This is a genomic window from Trichococcus palustris (assembly GCF_900114465.1).
In the GTDB taxonomy this organism is placed as follows: domain Bacteria; phylum Bacillota; class Bacilli; order Lactobacillales; family Aerococcaceae; genus Trichococcus; species Trichococcus palustris.
Window position 1 is genome coordinate 97,065 of the sequence record NZ_FOTD01000004.1, and the last position, 22,394, is coordinate 119,458.

Consider the following 22,394-nt stretch of genomic DNA (forward strand, 5'->3'; position numbering starts at 1 on the left):
TGCTGGCCGGAGAAGGGAGTCTTTCGTGGTACTCAGCTCCGGCGAGGGAACGTTGGCCGGAGCAGATTTATTTCGAGGCGGCCGAACCCCGGCGAAGCCTAGCTTACCGGAGGTGACATTTTTGTGGGATTCTGTTCTCCGGCAAAGCTATTGTTCACGTAATTAACCTATTTAAATTGTGAACATTCACAAATGGTGATATACTTATATGTGAATAAAGGAGGAGATTACCGATGAGAAGTGATGAGAATACATTAATGAATGTAAAGAACTGGTTAGTAGAGAATCATCGTACTCAGGTATGGTTAGCAGGTCGAATGGGTGTTGCTCCGTCATTGGTTAGCCAATTGTTTAGTGGTGAAAGAAAACTTCAACCTGTCCATATTGGAAAAATGGCAGAAATTACTGGTAAATCGATTGCTGAATTGGCAAACTCCGAAGATAAAAAAGCGAACGAATTCGTTTATTCACTGCGTGGGAAAATTTCTACTGAAGATGGCGAACATAGTCTTGCGCAATTATTGCTTGACGTAGAACATTTTGTTCAATTAACTGTGAAGTAGAGGTAGCTATGATGGTGAATAATAGACAAATTTCTGAAACTGCGGCGGAGCAGTATGCAACTGAATTTTTGAATGATTCTTTTGGAGGCGAACTCTTTTTAGGCAGTGATATCGAACAGCTATTGTCAGAAAAGGCCTCTGTCGTATACCAAATCGTGGAGGATTCCAAATATTATGGAGCGGCGGTACAATTTTTTGATAAGCATTTTATTGCAATCAACACCAATCAAGCATTACGTTTGAGGTATTATAGCGCAGCTCACGAGCTATGGCATTTGCAGTATGAGTCAGGCAAAATCCCGCTCGCGGATATTCCAGATTTTGACCATGAACGAGCGGCGGATCGTTTCGCAGCAGCGGTCATGCTTCCTAAGCGGTTGGTCCAAAACTTGATGCAAAAATTGGAAGAAAATAATGATGTATTAGTTATCAGGATTGCGGATATTTCCTCTATGCCCTATGAAGCCGTGGTCAGAAGATTACAAGAGCTGGGGAAAAGATTTTCGCGAGCCATTTCCCAAAGAACAGAAGCTGATTGGATAATGGTCCGTGAAGAACTGGGTATCTCTCCTAGTGCCTTAGATAAGCATGACCCATTTGTTCAATTTAGCGCTTTGTCCAAAGAAGTAGCCGAATTGTTGAAGAACAGAGAAATCACTTTAGAGGTGGCGGCAAACATACTAAAACATACAGATCCTAAACAATCAGAGGCCTACTGGCAGGAACGACAGAAGCTGATGGAAGAACTGGATTTTGACGATGAGTGATCGTTCCGATAAAGTTTTTATCGACTCGAATATGATTATTTTTGCCGCCGATTTTCAAAAAGCTAATGTATTTGAGTGGATCAATGAACTTTATCAGAATATTTATATACATAAAGAGGTATACAATGAGTTGCTATTTCCTCAAGTTAAAAATACTGTTGACGGGTTAATTGCCAGTGGAGATTGGATCCTGTTTGATCCGAAAAGCGCCACTTCATTGTCACCGATCGAACAGGAGATTTATCAGCAACGCTTCAATGATGTTAAGGATGCCTTCCATCGTATGAATTTGCAAAGGATTGCATTAGGTAAACGTCCTAAAACGGTATCGAATTTAGGAGAAATTGCGACTATTGCAGCCTGTTTGATGATAAATGCAGGAATTATTTGCAGTAATGATTTCGATATACGAACGGTTGTGAAAACGGAAGATTATCGGATTTCTTTAGCTGATAAAGACGAATTGATTAAACAAGATTCAGCAGAAGACTTTTGTATCTACTGTTTGCAACAAAATATAGTCAGTCGCAAATTAGTACGTAATTTTTACAAGACGATTATTGTGGAAGATGTGAATCGTAGTCGAAAACTAACACAATTGAATGAACGTTTAGATGAAGTCGAGGGGTAATAATCCTCGGCTTTTTTTGATTTGGAAAATATGTGATGGTAGAATTCCCGGCGAACCCTCGCTGACCGGTAACACGCCCTTAAAGGGGACTGGAATTCTCGATGAGACTCCACTCGCCGAGAAAACATTGTTGGATTTCCAACGAAACTGCTTCTCTTCAACACGCCGAATCCATCAACGTGCTTTTTAAATCGATTCTTCCACGGCACCCAAAAAGAGCTGTATAATGAATAATTGCACACATGCACTAAGCATTTGTAACAAATTTGAGTGTGATCGAAAATCCCGTCACACCCGCACAAAGTTCACCAACAAGACCACCGCTGAACAAAAATTAGAGGCGATCAGGACAAAAGTTGGTATGAAAACGTGTACAAAAATACTGGATTCAATCATATAATGAGAAATGTCAGGAGGGGACAACATGTTTTTGGATAAACGCAGTTTGGAAATCATTAAAATCCTTTTGAAATATCCTCACTTGAAAAGTAAAGATTTGGAAGAAAAATTGAGTTTGTCAAGGAGGCAGATAACCTATTCAATCGAGAAAGCAAACGGATGGCTGGAAGCGAACGGTTTGCCGGTCATTCAAAGGAACAACGCAGGAACTTTTCTCTTAACACAGAAAGTTCAGAATTATTTTGCGGAGCAAATGCAATGGACCTGTTGGGAGAGCGAAACCGATTATATTCCCACTGAGCAGGAGCGCAGTCTGATGATTGTTTTGTATTTGATTGACACGAGCGAAGAAGTTTCCTTGGCGCATTTGATGGATTTGTTGAAGGTGAGCAAAAATACGGCGTTGAGCGACGTTAAGCTGGCGATGAAATATATCGAACCTTTCAAGCTTGCCATCACCTATTCACGCATGAGGGGATACTGCATATCAGGCGAGGAAATCGCAGCGCGTAGACTTATTCGAAAGTTAGTTATGGATCTCCTGGAAATGTATCACGGATCGGATTTCATGGATGAGTTGCTTGGCGAGCGCCGGGAAGGAACGTTTGCACTTGTGCGGGAAATGGAACAATTACTCAATATCAAGTATACCGATCAGAGTCTGGACGTTTTATCTTATGTAATCGCGTTCAATCTATCGCGTGCACAAAATAATCATCAACTGTCAAAGAAATCAATGACACTTCATACGGATATTAAGGATACGCGGGAGTATAGGACAGTACAACAGATTCTAGAGGCGCATATGAGTCTGTCCGATTTGGAACGGAACTGGCTCATCTTGCAGTTTTTGATGGCGAATATCCAACAATCTGCGATACACGACTTTGAAGAAACCCGACTGAAGGAAGCCGTCGAGCTAGTCATTTCCCTTTTTGAAGATAAGGTGTTCATCAAAGTGAGCGATCGGAGAATACTGATGGAAAGGCTGTTCATGCATCTTCGGCCAGCTTATTACCGAAGTAGATACCATTTGAACCTGGAAGTCGACTCGTACGAGGCTTTCATACGCGGAGACGATAACTTGCTGATTTTGTTCAATATCATTCAGGAAATCATCTATCCGATTGAAGAATCGCTGCATGTGAGATTCCCTCAGAACGAACTGGCTTTGCTGACATTCTTGTTCGGAACAGAATTAGTAAACCAAGGGATTTCATTGAAGAACAAGACCATTGCGGTGGTTGTCTGTCCGAACGGATTGACTATTTCGCGGTTACTGAAGCATACGTTGAAGGATCTTTTTCCGGACTTTGTCTTCACGGAGACGTTGTCCTCGAGAGAATTCAGCAACTATCCCAGCAGATATGATATTGCCTTCACATCCGTTCCAGTTACTACAGATAAGTTATCCTTTTTGGTTGAACCGTTGATGTCGGACAGCGAAAAAATCGGATTGAAGAGGCAAGTCTATCAGAAACTTGGATTGTATGATGACGAAGCTGTGCAACGCATCATGGAGGTCGTCAAGCAGTATACTCAGGTGACAGATGAGGAGAGTCTGGAGCAGGCATTGCATCAAGTGGTCTTGGCAAACAAATCGGAAACGAAAGCCGTAACTGACCAAAATACCCTGCCTGATCTGAATAGCTATTTTCCTCAGGATGCTATCCAAATGATTGACAGCGCTGAAGATTGGAAGGAAGCACTGGCCTTGGCATGTTCGCCATTGCTGAAACGGGGCATCATCACTGAAAACTACATCGATGCTTTGATTGCGGAAAATGATACCGAAGAATCCTATAGCTTTTTGGGTGACTGCATGGCTATTCCGCATTCCTCGGTCGAGAAGGGTGTTCTCTCCGACGGCTTTGCATTGTTGATCTTGAAAAAGCCGGTACAATTCCGCAATCGTAAGCAAATCCGAATCATTACGCCGTTGGCAATCCTGAATCAATCCGTTCATCTGAAAGCAATCATCCAATTGAACCAGTTGGCAGAAGATGAGGTTGCAATCAATAGTATGTTGGCGGCAGTTGAGCCTACTGTCATAAGGGAAATCATCAAAGAAGCATCTAAAAAAAAGGTGTGATGTAAAAAAGAAAGGGAGGCAGAAAGAATGGAATTGACTAAATTTCCTAAAGTAACCATCATTTTGCGCGGCTATAACTATAACCAAGTGAGAACGGTGATGGAAGCTCTCGAAGGACAGGAAGAACAATATGCGTTGGAGATAACATTAAATTCTCCTGATGTTTTTGAAACAATCCGCAAAACAACAGAGGAATACGGCGACCGCTTTCTGATCGGAGCTGGGACAGTGTTGAATCTGGAGGATGCCCGAAAAGCAGTCGATGCAGGTGCTGCCTTCATCCTGTCACCAGTTGTATTGAGCGAAGAAGTTATTTCATTCTGTAAGAACAAAGGTGTTTTGACAGTGCCTGCAGCGATGACGCCATCAGAAGTGCATGCGTTGAAAGAAGCCGGGGCGGATATCATCAAAATATTTCCGGCCACATCCGTGGATATCAGCCATTTCAACGCGCTGATGGGCCCTCTGGGAGTCACACCGTTCATGGCCGTTGGTGGCGTTAATCAAGACAATGCTCATACATTTCTGGAGAACGGTGCCCAGTTTGTGGGTATTGGTTCGGGCATCTTCGAAAAAGAAGATATTCAAGCGTGTAATGTAAATAATTTAAAAAAATCATTAGCAGCTTTTCATGAAAAGCTGAATAGTTAAGGTGGGAAGCAGATGAGTCTGGACTTGAAAATCAATGATGAACTAGTATTTTTGAATTTGAAATGCGACAAGAATGAAGAAGTATTGGGATTGTTGTCCGAACAACTATATAAGTTGGGGTACGTCAAAGAAGGTTATCGTGAAGCGGTGCTGGAAAGGGAAAAAATTTATCCGACCGGTTTACCATCCTTGGGCCATAAGATTGCGATTCCGCATGCTGACTATAATTTGGTGAACAAAACGACCATCGCGATTGGCGTATTGGATGAAACGGTGACATTCCAATCCATGGAAAACGTGGAACAGCCACTAGACATCAAAATAGTCATTATGCTGGCCATCAGCGAACCGCATGGGCAAATCGAGATGCTGCAGAAGATTGTCTCCATTATCCAGGATGAGAGCTTAACGGAAAGAATCGCCACTTCGAAGTCGAAAGATGAAATCATGAACGTACTTGAATATATATTATAAGAAAGTAGGAGATCAGATATGAAAAGAGTATTAGTAGCTTGTGGAAACGGAATTGCAACGTCAACAGTAGTGGCTTCAAAAATTAGAGAATATGCAGAAAATGCAGGAGTAATCATCAAAACGGAACAATGTAAATTAATGGAGGTTCCTGGAAAAGGGGATGATTATGATTTAGTTGTCACTACAGGCCAATTTGGCGGACAAGTTAATACTCCTGTCGTGGGCGCTTTATCATTGTTAACTGGTATCGGTAAAGAAGCTACTCTTAAAGAGATTTTGAGTTATCTAAAATAAAAAACAGATTTAGGAGGAAAAAATATGTGGGATGCAATTATGTCAGGATTTAATTGGCTTATTGGCGCTGGGCCAACAGTGATGTTGCCCATTATTATAACCATTATTGGTTTAGTATTTGGCTTGAAATTAGGAAAAGCATTTAAATCTGGTTTAACCTTAGGTATTGGTTTTGCTGGAATCAGGTTATTGCTGGATTATATGTCCTCAAACTTAGGACCTGCAGCTAAAGCGATGGTTGAAAACATCGGGATTAATTTAGATGTCCTTGATGTTGGCTGGGGATCCATTGCAGCGATAACGTGGTCTTCTCCAATTATTGTATTTATTGTTTTTGCAATATTTGCAGTAAATATTATCATGTTATTAACCAAAATGACTAATACATTAGATGTTGATATTTGGAATTATCACCATATGGCCATTGTGGGTATTATGGTGCACTATGTCACAAAAAATATTTGGCTTGGCATTGGAGCTTCCGTTGTCATGGCCATGACAACCTTTAAGATAGCCGATTGGTCTCAACCATTAATTGAAAAATTCTTTGGCATTCCTGGAGTTTCACTACCAACAGTCTCGGCAACCTCTACATTGCTGCTTGCTTGGCCTTTAAATTGGTTGCTGGATAGGATTCCTGGCATTAATAAAATTAATATAACTCTTAAAGATGTTCAAAAATACCTTGGTTTTTTTGGAGATCAAATGATATTAGGTTTGATATTAGGTTCAGCTATTGGTTTATTAGGCGGGTACAGTATTACAGCTTCCTTGCAATTAGGTGTAAGTATGTCTGCAGTATTAGTTATTATTCCTAAAATGACTTCTTTATTTGTTGAAGGATTAATGCCTATTTCAGAAGCAGCACAGAACTGGTCTCAAAGAAAATTCAAAAATAGAAAACTGTTTATCGGTTTAGATGCAGCGATTGTAGTAGGAAACCAAGATGTAATCACTACTGCATTGATTTTAATTCCTTTAACTATTGGACTTGCGTTTATATTACCCGGGAATAGAATGCTTCCTTTTGCTGACCTAGCAATCATCCCCTTTAGAATTGCCTTTGTTGTTGCACTCACACGTGGAAACTTCTTCAAAAACATCATTATTGGACTAGCAACTACAACAGCTATTTTATACGCCGGTTCCATTACAGCACCTATTCTTACTGAGCTTGCATCTTCGATAGGTATTCAAGTGGCGGTTGTTGGTGGAGCTCTATTCATCTCATCATTTTCAGCAACCAGCTTATCGCATAGTTTCTTAGTATTCTTTGCCTTTGTTGGTCCATTACTAATAACGATGCCTATTATGATTGCCGTTATTGCAATATGCTGGTATTACTTTGAAGTTATCAAGCCTAAATCTAAAAAGGTTAAAGAAGAAATGGAAGTAGAAATAGTAAGTGCAGAGCAATCTTATTGATTAATTGTATAATGGAGGATGAATAATGAAAATTACTGAAATAAAAGTATATAAAGTCAAACCAAGATGGATTTTCATCAAAATCAGCACCGATGAAGGTATCGATGGCTGGGGGGAAATGATTTCTGGTACGAAAACCGAAACGGTCGTTGCGGGCGCCTATGAAATGGGTAACCGGATCATCGGCCGGAATCCAATGGAAATCGAAAGAATTTGGCAAGAACTGCACCGCTCGTTCTTTAGAGGTGGTCCAATCAACGGCACAATCATTTCCGGGATTGAGATGGCGCTTTGGGACATCAAAGGCAAGTACTACAATGCACCGGTTTATGAATTGCTGGGCGGTGCTGTTCGCGACAACATCATGGTGTACTCTTGGATCGGCGGCGACCGGCCGGACGAAGTCGTGGAAAGTGCCTTGGATAGGCTGGACCGAGGATTTAAAGCCATTAAGATGAATGCCACCGAGGAGCTTCACTATATCGACTCCTTCAAAAAAGTTCAGGAGGTCGTGGACAGAGTCGCTTCAATCCGGAACAAAGTCGGTTATGATTTGGAAATCGGCGTCGATTTCCACGGACGCGTCCACAAACCGATGGCAAAAGTCTTGGCAAAGGAATTGGAACCGTACAAGCCTATGTTTTTGGAGGAAGTCGTTCTGCCTGAGAATGAGGAGCACTTTGCCGAAATCGCGCAGCATGTATCGACTCCACTGGCAACTGGGGAAAGACTGTACACAAGATGGCAATTCAAAAACATCTTCAAACAAGGTGCCATCGATATCATCCAGCCGGATGTCGCTCTTGTCGGCGGTATCCTGGAAACGAAGAAAATAGCTGCGATGGCCGAAGCCTACGACATGGCGGTTGCACCACATGCTCCATACGGCCCGATTGCCTTAGCTGCGACTTTACAAGTCGATGCCTGCACGCCGAACGTCTTCATCCAAGAACAAAGCCTCGGTATCCATTACAACAAAGGCTTCGACCTCTTGGATTTTGTGAAGAACAAGGAAATGTTCCAATACAAGGACGGCTTCGTCGAACTCCCAACCAAGCCGGGTTTGGGTATCGAAATGAACGAAGAATTCGTAGAGGAAATCGCGCAGGAAGGCCTGATCTGGACCAACCCAATGTGGAAAAACTACGATGGTACGATAGCTGAATGGTGATTCAGCGGTTGTTATGATAATACATTTGAAGCATGCCCCGGATTGTCGCCTTGTTGCGACGGCCCGGGGCATGCTTTTTGCGCGTCGGGAACGGCGGAATAACCCGCCAATCATGCTGCGGCGGTTTAAATTCAGATGCGACAGCGCCGAATAATCCGCCGAGCACATTCCGGAGGGTTATTACATCTCAGGCCGGTTTCCATAAACCCGCCGCTCCTTTTCCGGCGGGTTATTCCCTGATAAATCGAATCAATATAACCCGCCGAACTTATGCCTGAGCTACCCATCAGATCCCCAACAACATTTATGAATGTAAAAACAATCATAGAGTAGAGCCTCCGCGTATACTATGTTTGACAACTGAATTGGGGGTGATCTCTATCGCATACAAGGAACGGACGAAGTCGACGCTTATGAACATTTATGAGATATTGTCTTCGCGTACGCATCTGGAAAATGATGACTATTATTACTATCTCAATTTGAAAAAGGGGTTCGAAGGAGAAAGGCGCTTTGATGAATACACCGAAAAATTCAATGAATATTGCCTCATCCTGAATGATCTGCAATTGGAAATCAAGCGTGCGTCCTTTCAAGTCGATGCCTTACTGATATGCGCCGACAGAATTTTGTTGTATGAAATAAAAAACTATGAAGGCGTACATCTGTGGGGGAGTGAAAAATTTACGAAACGGAACGGGATCGCAATGGAAAATCCCGCTATGCAATTACAGAAGACGCGGGTTCGGCTTGAATTGCTCCTTCTGGAATTGGGCTGCCAAATGGAGGTAGAAGCTTTTGTAGTCTACATCAATCCGGAATTTACATTGCTGGGTGCTCCAAACGAAGATGGATTCATACTTCCAAGCCAGATTTCCGGATATTTTCGGAATCTGCGGATGACCATACCGCCTACTGCCGAGCAGAGGAAATTGGCAGAATCACTGACAAAACTCCACAATCCTGATTACCCAAGCAAAATGCCGGTATATCGTTACGATCAATTAAGCAAAGGCATCCCGTGCACCGCATGCGGTTCGCTGTTTGAAACATTCAAGAGCCGTTACCAACAATGCGCAAACTGCGGAAAAAGAATAAATGTCAAAACCGCAATCAAAACCAGCATTTCGGATTTCCGCATTTTGTTTCCGCAAGAAAAAGTGACGTCCGTTCGTATGATGGATTGGTGCGGGGTCGGTCGGAGGGATCGCATCTTTCGGATTCTGAAGGAGGACTGCCTGTCTAGAGGCAGTGGGAATAATCGCTACTATCTTTGACAATGATGCGGGGTATATGTAATGGTGGGTAGCCAGATCTGGAAAGGATATTTTACGGACGTAGCCCCACATTCATGGTCTTACTATGAATGTTTTTCAAAGACAATCGAATACACGAGAATCGGACCAGGAGATACAGCTGGTCCGATTTTGTTGGTGCTGTGGTTATTGAGGGGGTAATTTCAAAGTAATATGGTCGGAAAAACCCGCCGAAATATAGCCGGAAGGTTAATCCCGCAATAATGTGATCGAATTAACCCGCCATACTCCACTCGGCGGGCGGTTCGCGAGAAATAGTTATTAGAAAAACCCACCGAGTTCCGTTCGACCGTTTCATTCCGAGACCAGTTGACAAGGAAAACCCGCCGGCCACATCCGTCCGACATCATCTAGCCGGATATTAAATAATATCGTAATGAAGGCTGATATTTTTTTTGATTGCGAGGCACTAAGAGTGTAAGAAAGAAAGAAAATATGGTAGAATTCAAATATATATATCGACGTAAGTTCCCCTCTCTGGACCCACTAAGATAATAGATTTAGTATCCTAACCATCCTAAGCATTCCCTCTTGATAGATTGTTTGCCAATCGTAACGAACTCAATAATGAAAGCGTTGTCTTTTGTGAGTGTTTATACTTCCTCGATTTGGATTACCCACAACGATTTTGCAAAGAAAAGTCATTTTACACCTCGTAAAATGTCGCAAAATACTATGAGCGACTCCCCCAAAAAAAGCAACTTCCAATAGCAGCTCTCATTTGTTTCCTTCTATATAATAGCAACAAAAAGAACGCCTTAAAAATATTTATGATAAAAACCGGAATCTATTGTTTCAAGTGGAAGCCATTGATCCGTCATCATGAATTTCTTTAGCAGGCACCGAACTGCCTTCAGTAAGGGATGGCAGGAAAGTGGAACACCGTTTATTTCAATAAGGCAGAATCGTCAAAAAGAGGTGAGAACATGGAAGCATTTCGTAACCGCCCCCTCTTTCCCATCAAGCGCGATGCTTATGAAACAGATGCGCAGAGACCCATTGTTCCTGTAGGATTATGGGAAAAATGCCCTCAGTGCCAAACGATCATTTACAGCAAATCCTTGGGAAAGGCAAAAGTATGTCCGCACTGTGGCTACAATTTCCGGATTACGGCCTATGATCGGCTGAACTTGATCATTGATGAAGGCACTTTTTACGAATGGAACGCGGTCATGCCTGCAGAAAATCCGTTAGATTTTCCGGGCTATGATGAAAAATTATTGGATGCCAAAGGAAGAACCGGTCTGGATGAGGCTGTCATAACCGGAACGGCTGCCATCGATAGGAAGAGGATCGCGTTATGCGTGATGGATTCCAATTTCATCATGGCAAGCGTGGGGAAAGTCGTCGGCGAGAAGATCACGCAGGCATTTGAGCGTGCGACCGAAGAACAGCTGCCGATCATCGTCTTCACGGCTTCCGGCGGGGCCAGAATGCAGGAAGGCATCATGTCCCTGATGCAGATGGCCAAAGTGAGCATAGCGGTATCCAACCATAGCCATGCGGGCCTCCTGTATATCGCCGTACTGACGGACCCGACGACGGGTGGGGTGACGGCAAGTTTTGCGACGCAAGGGGATATTATTCTGGCTGAAGCAAGCTCTACGGTGGGGTTTGCCGGGAAAAGGGTCATCGAACAGACCATCAAAGCAAAACTGCCGGAAGGCTTTCAGACGGCGGAAAAAGTAATGCAGAATGGCTTCATCGATAAAATTGTTATCAGGAAAGACTTAAGGAAGACATTGCAACATATATTGGCGTTACATGATCCAGAAGAGATGGGTGATGAAAAGTGAATGATGTGCAGAAAATCATACAGGCAGCAAGGAGCATTTCACGCTTAACAGCATTGGAGGTAATCGATGGCATTTTTGATGGGTTCATCGAATTCCACGGGGATCGGCGCTTCGGCGATGATCCAGCAGTTGTGGGCGGCATCGCCAGCTTGGAAGGCATGCCGGTTACCGTCATCGGAACCCAGAAGGGGCATGATGTCACTGAGAATGTCTATCGTAATTTCGGATCGCCGCATCCAGAAGGGTATCGAAAAGCAACCCGGCTGATGCGGCAAGCAGATAAGTTCAACCGCCCAATCATCACCTTCATCAACACGGCGGGCGCCTTCTGCGATGTGGAATCGGAAGAGCGGGGAATCGGCGACGCCATCTCCGAATCGTTGCTGGTCATGAGCCAGGTGAAAGTGCCGTTGATCGCCATCTTCATCGGTGAAGGGGGGAGCGGCGGGGCCTTGGCTTTGGCGATGGGCAATGAAGTGTGGATGCTGGAGAACAGCATGTATTCCGTCCTTTCGCCGGAAGGGTTCGCTTCGATCTTATGGAAGGAAAGCTCCCGCTCGGAGGAAGCCGCACTCGTCATGAAGTTGACGCCGGATGATCTGCTGAAGCTGGATATCATCGACAGAATCATACCGGAAAGAAGGCCGGATGAGCTGTTGCCTGATCTGAAGACGGAGCTGATACGGTCGTTGACGAAATGGAGACGCTTGAGCCCGGTCGAAATTGTTGCGCAAAGGCAAGAGCGTTTCCGGAAATTTTGATGCGGTCAGGTTGTTCAACCGATATTCTGAAAGGTTCAAGTTCGTTATGGGGGAATCTGATGTGGATAAAAAAATAGGAATTGTAACAATCGTTGATTATAACAATTATGGAAACAGACTGCAGAACTACGCTACGCAACAAGTGCTGAAAAAGGTTGGCTACGAAGCGGTGACCCTCAAAAATGAAGTGGTCCCTTCCAGACAGGATAAAAGCTTATTTGAAAAAATTCGGGACAAAAAAGTAACGAAGCTGCCTGCCGCCGTCATCAAGAAAATCCAGTATGAGAAGAACAAGGAGATACATGATTTGCGGCGGGAATGTTTTATCGGCTTCACCAATAAAAACATCGCAGAGAGCGACTATGTGATCTCTGAAAACCGGATGCCGGCTGATTTGTCGGATCGCTTCGCTTATTTTGTAACGGGAAGCGATCAGGTCTGGAACCCAAGGTATCGCTACGGGTCTTCGATTGATTTTTTGACTTTTGCCGACAAAGAAAAAAGAGTGGCGCTTTCGCCCAGCTTTGGCATTTCCGAAATACCCGTGAAGTTTCAACCGCGTTATATAGAATGGCTTTCTGCATTCAAGGCCTTATCGGTAAGGGAAGAAGCCGGGGCAAACATCATCAAGGAGCTTACGGGAAGGGATGCAGAAGTGCTCGTTGATCCAACCTTATTATTGGACAAACAGGAGTGGCTTGAAATAGCGCATGAAGCAAAAGGGAAACCGAAAGGGAAGTATCTCCTGACTTATTTTTTAGGGAATATCAGTAAAACGGACCGAAACTGGATCGGCCAAGTTGCGAAAGAAAATCATCTGGAAGTGGTGCATTTAGCGGACCCGAAGGATAAAAAAAGCTTCATTACCGGCCCTAGCGAGTTCATCGACTACATCTCTTCCGCAAGTTTGGTCTGCACAGACTCCTTCCACGGTTCCATCTTTTCCATCTTAATGGAGACGCCGTTTGTCGTTTTTGAGCGGACGGAAAACAGTAAAATACAGATAGGCTCCCGGATGGTCACCTTATTGAAAACGATGCATCTGGAGGGCCGCCATTTCAATGAAGTGAGCAAGCAAGCGGATATTTTTCAAATGGATTTTGCTCATACCGGCGAGATTCTTTCCAGAGAAAAAAAGCGAGTGGATGATTATCTCACCAAAGCTTTCCAATGAGTGAACAAAGAAGTGCCGTTGTTCAGCAACGAAGCGGAATATTTCAATTTGCCAAGATGACAAGAGGCGTATGGATATGGAAAATGATCAGGAAGAGCTTTATCAAACAGTCATTGCCAACAAGTATTGCATCGGTTGCGGGGTGTGTGCCGCATCTGAGGATTCGCCTTTTGACATGGCATTCAATGAAAAAGGGCAATATCAGCCTGTGATGAAAGAGCGACAGGCAGCTGAGGCTTACGTGGGCAATCTTTGTGCTACCTGCCCCTTCTCGGACCAGTGCCGAAATGAAACGGAAATAGCGGCAAGCCTGTTTGGCGGATCAGCCGGGATCACCTTTAATGACTATACCGGCTATTACTTGAACACGTATGGAGCCTACGTAAAGGGCGATGCATTCAGGGAAAAAGGCAGTTCCGGCGGGATGGGGAACTGGATTGCGGCAAAATTATTGGAGGATGACTTGGTTGACGCCATCATCCATGTGAAAGAGGCGAAGGATGGCAGCGGCAGGCTGTTCAGCTATCAAGTTTCCACTACTGTCCCCGAGCTTTTGGACGGGGCCAAATCAAAGTATTATCCGATCGAATTATCAGCTGTCATCAAACAGGTCATGGCCAATCCGGGGCGCTATGCCATCTTCGGGATCCCCTGCTTCATAAAGTCGGTCAGACTGCTTGCTGAGAAAAACAGGATTTTTGATGAACGAATCATCTTTACGATCGGCTTGGTGTGCGGCCATTTAAAGAGTGACCAATTTGCAAAATCCATCGGTTGGCAAATGGGGATTGAGCCCGATAAGCTAACGGAAATTGATTTCCGACAGAAAATCCCGGGCAGAAAATCTTCGGATTATGGTGTTGAAGTAAGCGGCGAGGTCGCTGGCCAGGCTGTCACGAAGACTGCTTTGACAAGGGATCTGTATACGACCCATTGGGGGGACGGCTTATTCAAATACACTGCCTGCGATTATTGCGATGATGTTTTGGCAGAAACGGCCGATGTGACGATAGGGGATGCCTGGCTGCCGGAATATGAAAAAGACAGCAACGGAACGAATATTGTCGTCGTCAGGAATCAAATCATACAGGATGTCATCGACAGACATCGGGAAGAGTTGTTCCTTGAAGCGTTGAGCATGGACAAGGTGTACCAATCACAGGCTGGCGGTTTCCGTCACAGAAGGCAAGGGCTTGCCTATCGCTTATATCTCAAGGATAAAAAGGGCGAATGGCGGCCGCAAAAAAGGGTTCAAGCCAGTGCTGATGCTACAGCCAAACGGAAAAAAATATATGTGAAGCGGATGGCTTTGGTTGAGGAAAGCTATCGCGCCTATGAGGCAGCGGTTAAGGCCGGCGATTTTCAGTACTTCATCACGTACATGAACCCGATCTTAAAAGATTACCAAAAGGTAAATGATCGGCCATTCGTCATCCGGGCACTGGGGAAAGTGAAGCGGATATTCCTGGATCCCCTGCGGAAATAAGGAATGCCAGAGTCGTTCAGCTGCTGTTTTCGCAGGATGAATAACATCTGAAAAGTCAGGGTATTCCGTGAGTCGATTGTTGAAAGGAGGGGATAAGGTGAATGCATACAAAAAATTATTGAGTAACTCCTTCCTTTTTGCAATCGGCAACTTGGGGAGTAAAATCATCTTATTTATCCTTGTCCCCTTGTATACGTACTATTTGACGACTGCTGAATACGGATTCGTGGATATCGTTACGACAACCACCAACTTATTGTTGCCGATCCTATCGGCCAATGTGTTTGAAGCAGTCTTGCGGTTCGCGATGGATAAAGAGGAATCGCAAAGCGAAGTTCTGTCCAACAGCTTACTGGTGGGGGGATTGGGAGCGCTCGTGGCTGTTTTGCTTTATCCGCTCCTGGCGCTGCTGAAGGTCGACCAGGAAATGCTGAATTATATCTATGTCATTTTGATATTGCAGGTGTTTCAAAATATTTTTTCACAATTCGCCAGAGCGCTTGGGGAAATAAAGGTTTTCGCCATCAATGGCATTTGGATGACGCTCGTTATGAGTATTGCCAATGTGGTTCTGTTGACGCGCTATCATATGGGGATCGCCGGCTATTTGCTCAGCATTGTCATCGCGAATATAGCTTCCATCCTATACTTGATTGTGGCTGTGAAAATATGGAAATACATGAGTCTCTCCAGTTTAAACAAACCGCTTGTAAAAAAAATGTTGGCCTATGCGGTGCCGATCATCCCCAACAGCATCATGTGGTGGTTGATCAATGCTTCGAACCGGTATTTTATTCTGGGGTTCTTGACCGCCAGCGCGAACGGCATCTATGCGGTGTCCAATAAAATCCCCGGCATCTTGAGCATCGTAACCTCCATTTTTACCCAATCTTGGCAATTGTCCGCGATCGAAGAATATGAGAGCGAATATAAATCGGAGTTTTATTCCAAAGTATTTAACTACTATTCCTCCTTGCTGTTTCTAGGGACGAGCGGCATCTTGGTTATCTTGAAATTTTTCATGGCGCACTTCATTGCGCCGGAATACTATGAAGCCTGGCAATCGGTTCCCTTCCTGTTGCTGAGTGTCGTCTTTTCGAGCTTCTCCTCTTTCCTTGGCACCAATTATTTAGCCGCAAAAGAGACGCGTGGGGTATTCCGGACTTCTGTTTACGGCGGCTTAGCGAGTCTGGGGTTTAATTTTTTGTTGATTCCCTTTTTTGGCCTGATCGGCGCTGCTGTGGCAAGCATGCTAAGTTTTGCAATCATGTGGGTTCTGAGGATCTTTGACACGAAAAGATACATAGATACGGCCATCGATGCAAAAAACATGATCATCAACCTCGCGCTGACAGGAATTCAAATCGGCATCTTGTTTTTGAATCTGAAATATGAAGTCCTGATGGAAATGACACTGTTTATTTTCCAGTTCATCAACAATAGAACGTTACTGTCACCGTTGAAGGGAATAACCAAAAAAATGAATAAAAACAAGGAATGATCAGGGGCAGAAGCTAGCATCTGATACGTCCTGTTTCAAGTCTCCCTTGCTGCTGCACGCGCCAACTACCGACGGAACGAATCCAACAAACGGTTTATTGGGGCAAACTACAGTCTGTCGCCAGCCAAATAGAAACCTGTTAGGGAATGAAAGACGATGTTGTCTGGGCATCCCTTTAGCCAACGTTTTGGCTCCGAAGGAGGGCTTGAGATGAAATTAAAAATGATTGCGCTGGTTCCTTACATACTAATGCTTCTTATGTACGGCAAGCTGCCAGATATGGCACAAACGCTGAAAGCAGATATCGCCCTTCTCAACAGCAACAAGGACGTAACGGTAACGGAAATATCAAATTCCGGCAACACAGAGTCGGCAAAAAAGGAAATAAGCATTGACTCTTTCCCGAAATGGGAAACGGATAAGGATGACACAGAACGCATCCAAAGGGCGGTCGATTATTGCTTGGCGAATGGCAAGGATCTGTTCTTCCCAAGCGGCGGTTCTTATGTCCTGCGCTCAGTGGATGTTGATGCGGGGCTGAGGCTCGTCGGCTATGGTGCGACCTTCACATTGGCCGACAATCAACCCAAGTTCACAAGGATGTTCACAACCGAGAACAGAGCATGGAAATCGGCGAAGGCCTCCGATTATCTGATCTTTGAAGGGATGACCTTCGACGGGAACTGTTGGAATCAAGGCCCGTTCCTGAACTATGAAATGGAGCAGCAATTCGGCATCATGTATATGGGGTCGACCGACGGGACGGGCATGCTGCGCGGGAAAGTGATCAGTTGCCGCTTCCAAAACTGGGCCGCCGACGGGGTGCACATCTATACGAACGCGGACGTTGAAGTCACCGGAAGTTCTTCCATCAACTGCTTCAGGGGCGGAATTGTTGCCAGCGGGAGCCCATCCAACATCCGAGTGACCGATTTTGTCGCGGAAAAAGGCGAATTTGGGAAAGCGATGGACTTCGAAATCGATACCGCGGCCAAAATGAATCTCACCGTCGATTCGGTTCGGGCTTATCGGGGCGTCGACATTGAACTCTCCGAAGGCTCAACGGCTAAGGTAGAGGGATTGACTGTCGTTGACAGCTTAACAACCGTATATGGATTTAAGGATGAAATCACCATCAACAATTCCAGCCTGGGGCACCTCGAAGTCATCAATGCCACAAATACAACCATCAATAACAGCACCATCACCGCAACGCCAAGCACCACCGAAGACGTCGACGGAGCCTATGTATGGGTAGTGGATAGCTTTGACGCGTTGCCCAAGGAAGATTACTATACGGTATTCAATAACTGCACCTTTGTACGCTCGGACAAAGATAACCTAGTCGAAACGGGGAAAGAAATAAATGCAGTGAAGGGCTATTTCGGGAAAATTGCGCTGAATGATTGCACGATTGGAAAAGGTTTCACAAAAGGCTACTACGGGTTTGGCGTGGCATATTCCTATCTCACCAATGTCTTCTTTGACAGCGATACGGCAGTAGCCATGCAGCCGCTATCCTGGGCAAGAACCTACCAAGTGGTGCTCGACAATGTGCAATATGGGGAGAACAACAGCGTTCCGTATCTTTTTTTAGACTATATGGAGACGGCGCCTTATACGATTGTGGCGTTTAAAAATATGACAGTGGACAGCACCAAAGCAGGATACGCCGGCGCTGAAGCAATCGGCACCACCAAAATAGAGAGCAGCCGCATCATCTCCGTCGTTGCTGATCCCACTACCACCAGCGTTCCCGGTTTTATCGGCGACACCGCCAGACTGGCCACGCCCGTGGAAGGGCAAGCTTATGAGTGGGTGGCCACCACCAGCGATCCTATTGCCGCCACTTGGGAAGTATCCAAGCAATAGCTGCCATCAAACGTTTCGTTTTTATCAGCTATTGTTTTTTGCAGGTCAAATGAAGTGAATTATTTCGTTCTTCCTTTCTTTCAAGCTATAATAATATTAAATAGATACTTGCGAAGAGGGAGCGGTGTTGCACAGATTTTCTTTCGTTCTTGCCTAAGTGCAAGCAGCAGTCATATTTTTAATGCATCACAAAATGAAATCGTTTTAACAGTGCGTTTCTAGGAGTCTATCGCCACACTTAACAATGGAGGCTGATTTGAATGAAAAAGAATGTATTGGAGTATTTTGAAAACACGCTTTTGCAGTATAGGGACAAAACCGCTATAAGGGATGAACACAAAGAACTGACTTTCGGCGAATGGGAGCAGTGTGCCAAAAGGCTGAGTCTTTCCATCCGCCGCCAGTCGGAAGCCATGAGAAGGCCGATTGCGGTATTTTTGCCGAAAAGCGCCGACAGCCTCGTCGCATTTATGGGTATCCTGTACAGCGGGAACATTTATGCTCCCCTCGATGTCCATTCTCCGGCTGCCAGAATAAGAAACATCTTGGAACACTTGGAAGACCCGCTTGTCATCACTTCGGAGGAGCACAAGGAATCCTTACTTGCGATGGGTGTCGCTCCCGAAGACATTATCGGTATCGAGGAGGCTTACGACGAAGCGGTTGTCTATGACAACGCGGCTGTCCTTGCCCATCTGGACGGACTCATCGATACAGATCCCATCTACATCATCCACACATCAGGATCGACGGGCACGCCCAAGGGGGTCGTCATTTCCCACAAAGGTGTCATCAACTACATCGATTGGGCTGTGGCCTGCTTTGACATCACTTCAGAAGAAATCATCGGCAGCCAATCCCCTTTTTACTTCGATAATTCAACCTTGGACATCTATCTCTGTTTGGCTACCGCGGCAACACTTGTCATCATTCCGGAACACCACTTTGCCTTCCCGGTCAAGCTGATGGATTATGTCGCCTCACAGAACATCAACTTCGTTTTCTGGGTACCGTCGGTGTTGATCAACGTGGCCAATACCAAGGCCTTGGATCATGTCGATTCCAGCGGTCTGGAAAAAGTTCTGTTCGCCGGTGAAGCGATGCCGAACAAGCACCTCAATTATTGGCGCAGCAAGCTGCCGGATTCCCTGTTCGCCAACCTGTATGGCCCTACCGAAATAACGGTGGATTGCACCTATTATAAGGTGGAGCGGGCATTCGAGGACAGTGAACGGCTGCCGATCGGTTTTCCGTGCCGGAATGCCGATGTCATCATCCTGAACGAGGAGAACAAGGCGGTGACCGGAAGCGAGATGGGCGAACTGTGTGTGCGGGGCAGCTCCATCGCCTTGGGCTATTGGAATGACCAGGCCAAGAGCGATCAGGTCTTTATCCAAAATCCGCTCAACAACCATTACTTCGACCGCATCTATCGGACCGGCGATCTTGTCTACGTCAACGAATACAACGAAATCATCTATGTCGGCAGGAAGGACACCCAGATCAAGTATATGGGGTACCGGATCGAACTGGGCGAAATCGAAACGGCTTTGCTGAGCCTGAGCGGCATCCACAATTCCTGCGTCATTTACAACTCGGACCGGAAGGAAATAACCATGTTTTATGAAGGGGCCAGCGAACTCGGCAAAGCGACGATCAGAAAGGAACTGAGCCCGTTGCTGCCGAAATACATGATCCCGACCAAAATCATCATGCTGGAACAGTTGCCGTTGAATAAGAACGGAAAAATCGACCGAAAGACATTGGCTGCGGAGTGGCTGCACAATAGTTGAGGCGAGTAGCCGGAAGGAGGGGAAGGATCACATGGAAAAATTAGTGGCGATACTGAACGAAATACGGCCGGAATACGATTGGGAAAATGCGGATGACTTCATTGCGAATGGAATGCTGGATTCCTTCGACATCATCGTTTTGGTGACGGAGCTGGAGAGCGCCTATCCGATTTCTGTGGATGGAAGCGACATTTTGGCGGAGAACTTCAGCAGCTTGGAAGCGATTGCGGATCTGGTAAGAAAGAGCGGTGGTATTGTATGAATTTCAACTATAAGAACAAGCGGATCAGCGGCATTCTGACCGTGCTGCCGCAAAATGAAGTGCGATTCGAGGACGAAGCGGAAAACTATAATTTCTCCGTCAAACAGTCCATGAAGCTGAAAAAAATAATGGGCTATGATAAGCATCGGATCGTCGAAGGGGATACGAGCGTGTCGGATCTCTGCATATTCGGGATGAAGCATCTGCTGGATGAGGGCTTGATCAACGGGGATGACATCGATGCACTGATACTGGTTACCCAGACACCGGATTACTACATGCCTCCGACGAGCAATGTCATTCAGGGGGAATTGGGGCTGAAGCAGGATATGCTTTGCTTGGACATCAACCAGGGTTGCGCCGGCTATTTGGTGGGGCTGATCCAAGCTTTCAACATGTTGGAACAGGATACGATCAAAAAAGTGGCCTTGCTGAATGCGGATGTGCTCAGCCGCAGGACTTCCAAACGGGACCGAGGCAGCTATCCGCTGATCGGCGACGCGGCCTCGGTGACCATCGTGGAAAGGGATCTCGGCAATAGCCGGATCCATGCGAACCTGAAGATGGACGGATCCGGCTACAAGGAACTGATCATCCCCGCAGGGGGCATGCGGATGCCCGCCACCAGCGAAACGGGAGTGATGGAGGTGGATGAGGCCGGGAATTACCGAAGCCTGGACCATCTCAAAATGAACGGCGAAGCGGTCTTCAACTTTGTGCAGACAGAAATACCGCCGTTGGTCGACAGTCTGCTTGCGGCTGCCGAAACGTCGAAAGAGGAAGTAGATTATTTCATGTTCCACCAACCGAACCGGTTTATGCTGGAAAAATTGGCCGACAAGATGGGCGTGGCGCGCGAAAAACTTCCGAACAATGTGGTCGAAAACTTCGGCAACTCAAGCAGTGTGACCATTCCTGTAAATATGGCCTTTAACCTGGGCGAAAAACTCCTGACGGATTCTTACAAAGTTTGCCTGTCCGGTTTTGGGGTCGGCCTTTCCTGCAGCGCGATGCTGATGGATATCGGGAACCTGGATTTTTGTCGGATGATTGAATATTAGACGCGAGGAGGCGAGGAACTCATGGAAAATTTCTATGATGAATTTGCGGAAATACTGGAAGTGGACGAAGTGACGAGGGAAGATTTGTTGGATGATTACGAAGGCTGGGATTCCCTGGGGCTGCTGTCCACCCAGATCATGGCAGAGGAAAACTACGGTGTGAAGATCAGCAACGGGGACATAAAGGGCCTGGCGACTGTCGGGGATATCGAAGATTTGATTCAATCAAGAAGAAACGCCGGATAAGGGGGACGACCAGTTGAAAACATTGTTAATCGTTGGGGCAGGCGGTCTTGGCCGCGAAACATACCAGTGGGTTTCCGACCAGGAAAAGGTAGAGAAAAGATGGGATGTCATCGGCTTTTTGGATGATGACCCTACTGCGCTGGATAACTACACGCTTTCCGCTAAAATCATCGGAACCGTCAAAGATTATAAACCAAAAGAGGGTGATGAGGTCATCTGTGCCATCGGGGACACGGAGGTGATCGCAGACATCTGCCCAGTCCTTGTGGATAAGGGGGCGGTTTTTGCGACGGTCATCCATCCGACCGCCTTGCTGGCGGATACTTGCCAGATCGGCAAGGGCGTCATCGTAGGTCCTTATGCCATCATTTCAACGGATGCAAAAATTGCCGATTTCGTAGTTGTGAATTCCTACGTCAGCGTCGGCCACGATGTCACCGTTGAAAAGGGCTGTGTCATCAGCGGCTTCAGCGATCTGATGGGCTTCACTGCCTTGGAAGAGGGTGTGTTTTTGGGCAGCGGCGCCCGCTTGCTGCCGAGTGTGCAGGTCGCGAAAAATGCCAGAGTCGGCGCTGGAAGCATCGTCCTCAGAAATGTTAAGGCGAATACGACGGTTTTCGGCAATCCGGCGAAAGTAATTTCCACTCCCTGAAAGGAGA

The 22,394-nt window shown here is 45.7% G+C and carries 21 protein-coding genes; all 21 read left to right on the forward strand.

Annotation, left to right across the window (positions count from 1 at the left end; translation table 11 throughout):
• Window positions 1-233: 233 nt before the first annotated feature.
• The 21 genes from BM101_RS04115 to BM101_RS04215 all read left to right on the forward strand — a co-directional run bounded on the left by BM101_RS04115 (window position 234) and on the right by BM101_RS04215 (window position 22,387).
• Window positions 234-563 (forward strand): helix-turn-helix domain-containing protein, encoded by a 330-nt coding sequence (locus BM101_RS04115; protein ID WP_087033606.1) that lies wholly within the window; start codon window positions 234-236, stop codon window positions 561-563.
• Window positions 564-571: 8 nt separating this feature from the next.
• Complete coding sequence (locus tag BM101_RS04120) at window positions 572-1,330, forward strand: ImmA/IrrE family metallo-endopeptidase (protein WP_087033607.1); 759 nt, start codon at window positions 572-574, stop codon at window positions 1,328-1,330.
• Window positions 1,317-1,961 carry a hypothetical protein gene (locus BM101_RS04125; RefSeq protein WP_087033608.1) on the forward strand — a complete coding sequence of 215 codons (645 nt, stop codon included), beginning with the start codon at window positions 1,317-1,319 and terminating at the stop codon, window positions 1,959-1,961. Before BM101_RS04120 ends, BM101_RS04125 begins: the two co-directional genes overlap by 14 nt.
• 424 nt (window positions 1,962-2,385) lie before the next feature.
• Complete coding sequence (locus tag BM101_RS04130) at window positions 2,386-4,452, forward strand: BglG family transcription antiterminator (protein WP_177194370.1); 2,067 nt, start codon at window positions 2,386-2,388, stop codon at window positions 4,450-4,452.
• Window positions 4,453-4,479: 27 nt separating this feature from the next.
• Window positions 4,480-5,103, forward strand: a complete 624-nt coding sequence (locus tag BM101_RS04135) for a bifunctional 4-hydroxy-2-oxoglutarate aldolase/2-dehydro-3-deoxy-phosphogluconate aldolase (RefSeq protein WP_218149876.1) — start codon at window positions 4,480-4,482, stop codon at window positions 5,101-5,103.
• Window positions 5,104-5,121: 18 nt separating this feature from the next.
• Window positions 5,122-5,577 carry a PTS sugar transporter subunit IIA gene (locus BM101_RS04140; protein ID WP_087033695.1) on the forward strand — a complete coding sequence of 152 codons (456 nt, stop codon included), beginning with the start codon at window positions 5,122-5,124 and terminating at the stop codon, window positions 5,575-5,577.
• 18 nt (window positions 5,578-5,595) lie between these two features.
• Window positions 5,596-5,871 (forward strand): PTS sugar transporter subunit IIB, encoded by a 276-nt coding sequence (locus BM101_RS04145; RefSeq protein WP_087033610.1) that lies wholly within the window; start codon window positions 5,596-5,598, stop codon window positions 5,869-5,871.
• Between the two features lie 24 nt (window positions 5,872-5,895).
• On the forward strand, window positions 5,896-7,296 hold the full coding sequence (locus tag BM101_RS04150) for a PTS galactitol transporter subunit IIC (protein ID WP_245825793.1): 1,401 nt from the start codon (window positions 5,896-5,898) through the stop codon (window positions 7,294-7,296).
• A 25-nt stretch (window positions 7,297-7,321) separates the two neighbouring features.
• Entirely contained in the window at window positions 7,322-8,467 is a 1,146-nt protein-coding gene (gene dgoD, locus BM101_RS04155; RefSeq protein WP_087033611.1) for a galactonate dehydratase, read from the forward strand.
• A 413-nt stretch (window positions 8,468-8,880) separates the two neighbouring features.
• Window positions 8,881-9,744 carry a nuclease-related domain-containing protein gene (locus tag BM101_RS04160; protein ID WP_087033612.1) on the forward strand — a complete coding sequence of 288 codons (864 nt, stop codon included), beginning with the start codon at window positions 8,881-8,883 and terminating at the stop codon, window positions 9,742-9,744.
• Window positions 9,745-10,709: 965 nt separating this feature from the next.
• On the forward strand, window positions 10,710-11,579 hold the full coding sequence (gene accD / locus BM101_RS04165; RefSeq protein ID WP_087033613.1) for an acetyl-CoA carboxylase, carboxyltransferase subunit beta: 870 nt from the start codon (window positions 10,710-10,712) through the stop codon (window positions 11,577-11,579).
• The gene (gene accA / locus BM101_RS04170) at window positions 11,576-12,340 is read left to right on the forward strand and encodes a carboxyltransferase subunit alpha (protein ID WP_087033614.1); all 765 of its coding nucleotides are present in this window, start codon (window positions 11,576-11,578) and stop codon (window positions 12,338-12,340) included. Before accD ends, accA begins: the two co-directional genes overlap by 4 nt.
• Window positions 12,341-12,401: 61 nt before the next feature.
• Complete coding sequence (locus BM101_RS04175) at window positions 12,402-13,514, forward strand: polysaccharide pyruvyl transferase family protein (protein WP_218149877.1); 1,113 nt, start codon at window positions 12,402-12,404, stop codon at window positions 13,512-13,514.
• 76 nt (window positions 13,515-13,590) lie between these two features.
• Window positions 13,591-15,000 (forward strand): Coenzyme F420 hydrogenase/dehydrogenase, beta subunit C-terminal domain, encoded by a 1,410-nt coding sequence (locus tag BM101_RS04180; RefSeq protein WP_087033615.1) that lies wholly within the window; start codon window positions 13,591-13,593, stop codon window positions 14,998-15,000.
• A 97-nt stretch (window positions 15,001-15,097) separates the two neighbouring features.
• On the forward strand, window positions 15,098-16,501 hold the full coding sequence (locus BM101_RS04185; RefSeq protein WP_143084422.1) for an oligosaccharide flippase family protein: 1,404 nt from the start codon (window positions 15,098-15,100) through the stop codon (window positions 16,499-16,501).
• A 210-nt stretch (window positions 16,502-16,711) separates the two neighbouring features.
• On the forward strand, window positions 16,712-18,373 hold the full coding sequence (locus tag BM101_RS04190) for a hypothetical protein (RefSeq protein WP_087033617.1): 1,662 nt from the start codon (window positions 16,712-16,714) through the stop codon (window positions 18,371-18,373).
• Window positions 18,374-18,633: 260 nt separating this feature from the next.
• On the forward strand, window positions 18,634-20,166 hold the full coding sequence (locus BM101_RS04195; RefSeq protein WP_087033618.1) for an amino acid adenylation domain-containing protein: 1,533 nt from the start codon (window positions 18,634-18,636) through the stop codon (window positions 20,164-20,166).
• A 31-nt stretch (window positions 20,167-20,197) separates the two neighbouring features.
• Window positions 20,198-20,428, forward strand: coding sequence for a phosphopantetheine-binding protein (locus BM101_RS04200; RefSeq protein WP_087033619.1), 231 nt, complete (start codon window positions 20,198-20,200; stop codon window positions 20,426-20,428).
• A complete protein-coding gene (locus tag BM101_RS04205; protein ID WP_087033620.1) occupies window positions 20,425-21,489 on the forward strand; it encodes a 3-oxoacyl-ACP synthase III family protein in 1,065 nt (354 codons plus the stop codon). The genes BM101_RS04200 and BM101_RS04205 overlap by 4 nt, the downstream gene beginning before the upstream one ends.
• A gap of 21 nt (window positions 21,490-21,510) precedes the next feature.
• Window positions 21,511-21,735: an acyl carrier protein gene (locus BM101_RS04210; protein ID WP_087033621.1), complete on the forward strand. Its 225-nt coding sequence runs from the start codon at window positions 21,511-21,513 to the stop codon at window positions 21,733-21,735.
• 13 nt (window positions 21,736-21,748) lie between these two features.
• Window positions 21,749-22,387 carry an acetyltransferase gene (locus tag BM101_RS04215; protein WP_087033622.1) on the forward strand — a complete coding sequence of 213 codons (639 nt, stop codon included), beginning with the start codon at window positions 21,749-21,751 and terminating at the stop codon, window positions 22,385-22,387.
• Window positions 22,388-22,394: the final 7 nt, after the last annotated feature.

Excerpts from the sequence above, each read along its gene's own strand:
- BM101_RS04130 (WP_177194370.1), top strand. The coding sequence starts at position 2,386 with ATGTTTTTGGATAAACGCAGTTTGGAAATCATTAAAATCCTTTTGAAA.
- BM101_RS04200 (WP_087033619.1), top strand. The coding sequence starts at position 20,198 with ATGGAAAAATTAGTGGCGATACTGAACGAAATACGGCCGGAATACGAT.
- BM101_RS04160 (WP_087033612.1), top strand. The coding sequence starts at position 8,881 with ATGAACATTTATGAGATATTGTCTTCGCGTACGCATCTGGAAAATGAT.
- dgoD (WP_087033611.1), top strand. The coding sequence starts at position 7,322 with ATGAAAATTACTGAAATAAAAGTATATAAAGTCAAACCAAGATGGATT.
- BM101_RS04150 (WP_245825793.1), top strand. The coding sequence starts at position 5,896 with ATGTGGGATGCAATTATGTCAGGATTTAATTGGCTTATTGGCGCTGGG.
- BM101_RS04120 (WP_087033607.1), top strand. The coding sequence starts at position 572 with ATGATGGTGAATAATAGACAAATTTCTGAAACTGCGGCGGAGCAGTAT.
- BM101_RS04145 (WP_087033610.1), top strand. The coding sequence starts at position 5,596 with ATGAAAAGAGTATTAGTAGCTTGTGGAAACGGAATTGCAACGTCAACA.
- BM101_RS04135 (WP_218149876.1), top strand. The coding sequence starts at position 4,480 with ATGGAATTGACTAAATTTCCTAAAGTAACCATCATTTTGCGCGGCTAT.
- BM101_RS04205 (WP_087033620.1), top strand. The coding sequence starts at position 20,425 with ATGAATTTCAACTATAAGAACAAGCGGATCAGCGGCATTCTGACCGTG.
- BM101_RS04210 (WP_087033621.1), top strand. The coding sequence starts at position 21,511 with ATGGAAAATTTCTATGATGAATTTGCGGAAATACTGGAAGTGGACGAA.
- BM101_RS04115 (WP_087033606.1), top strand. The coding sequence starts at position 234 with ATGAGAAGTGATGAGAATACATTAATGAATGTAAAGAACTGGTTAGTA.
- accD (WP_087033613.1), top strand. The coding sequence starts at position 10,710 with ATGGAAGCATTTCGTAACCGCCCCCTCTTTCCCATCAAGCGCGATGCT.
- BM101_RS04195 (WP_087033618.1), top strand. The coding sequence starts at position 18,634 with ATGAAAAAGAATGTATTGGAGTATTTTGAAAACACGCTTTTGCAGTAT.
- BM101_RS04180 (WP_087033615.1), top strand. The coding sequence starts at position 13,591 with ATGGAAAATGATCAGGAAGAGCTTTATCAAACAGTCATTGCCAACAAG.
- BM101_RS04190 (WP_087033617.1), top strand. The coding sequence starts at position 16,712 with ATGAAATTAAAAATGATTGCGCTGGTTCCTTACATACTAATGCTTCTT.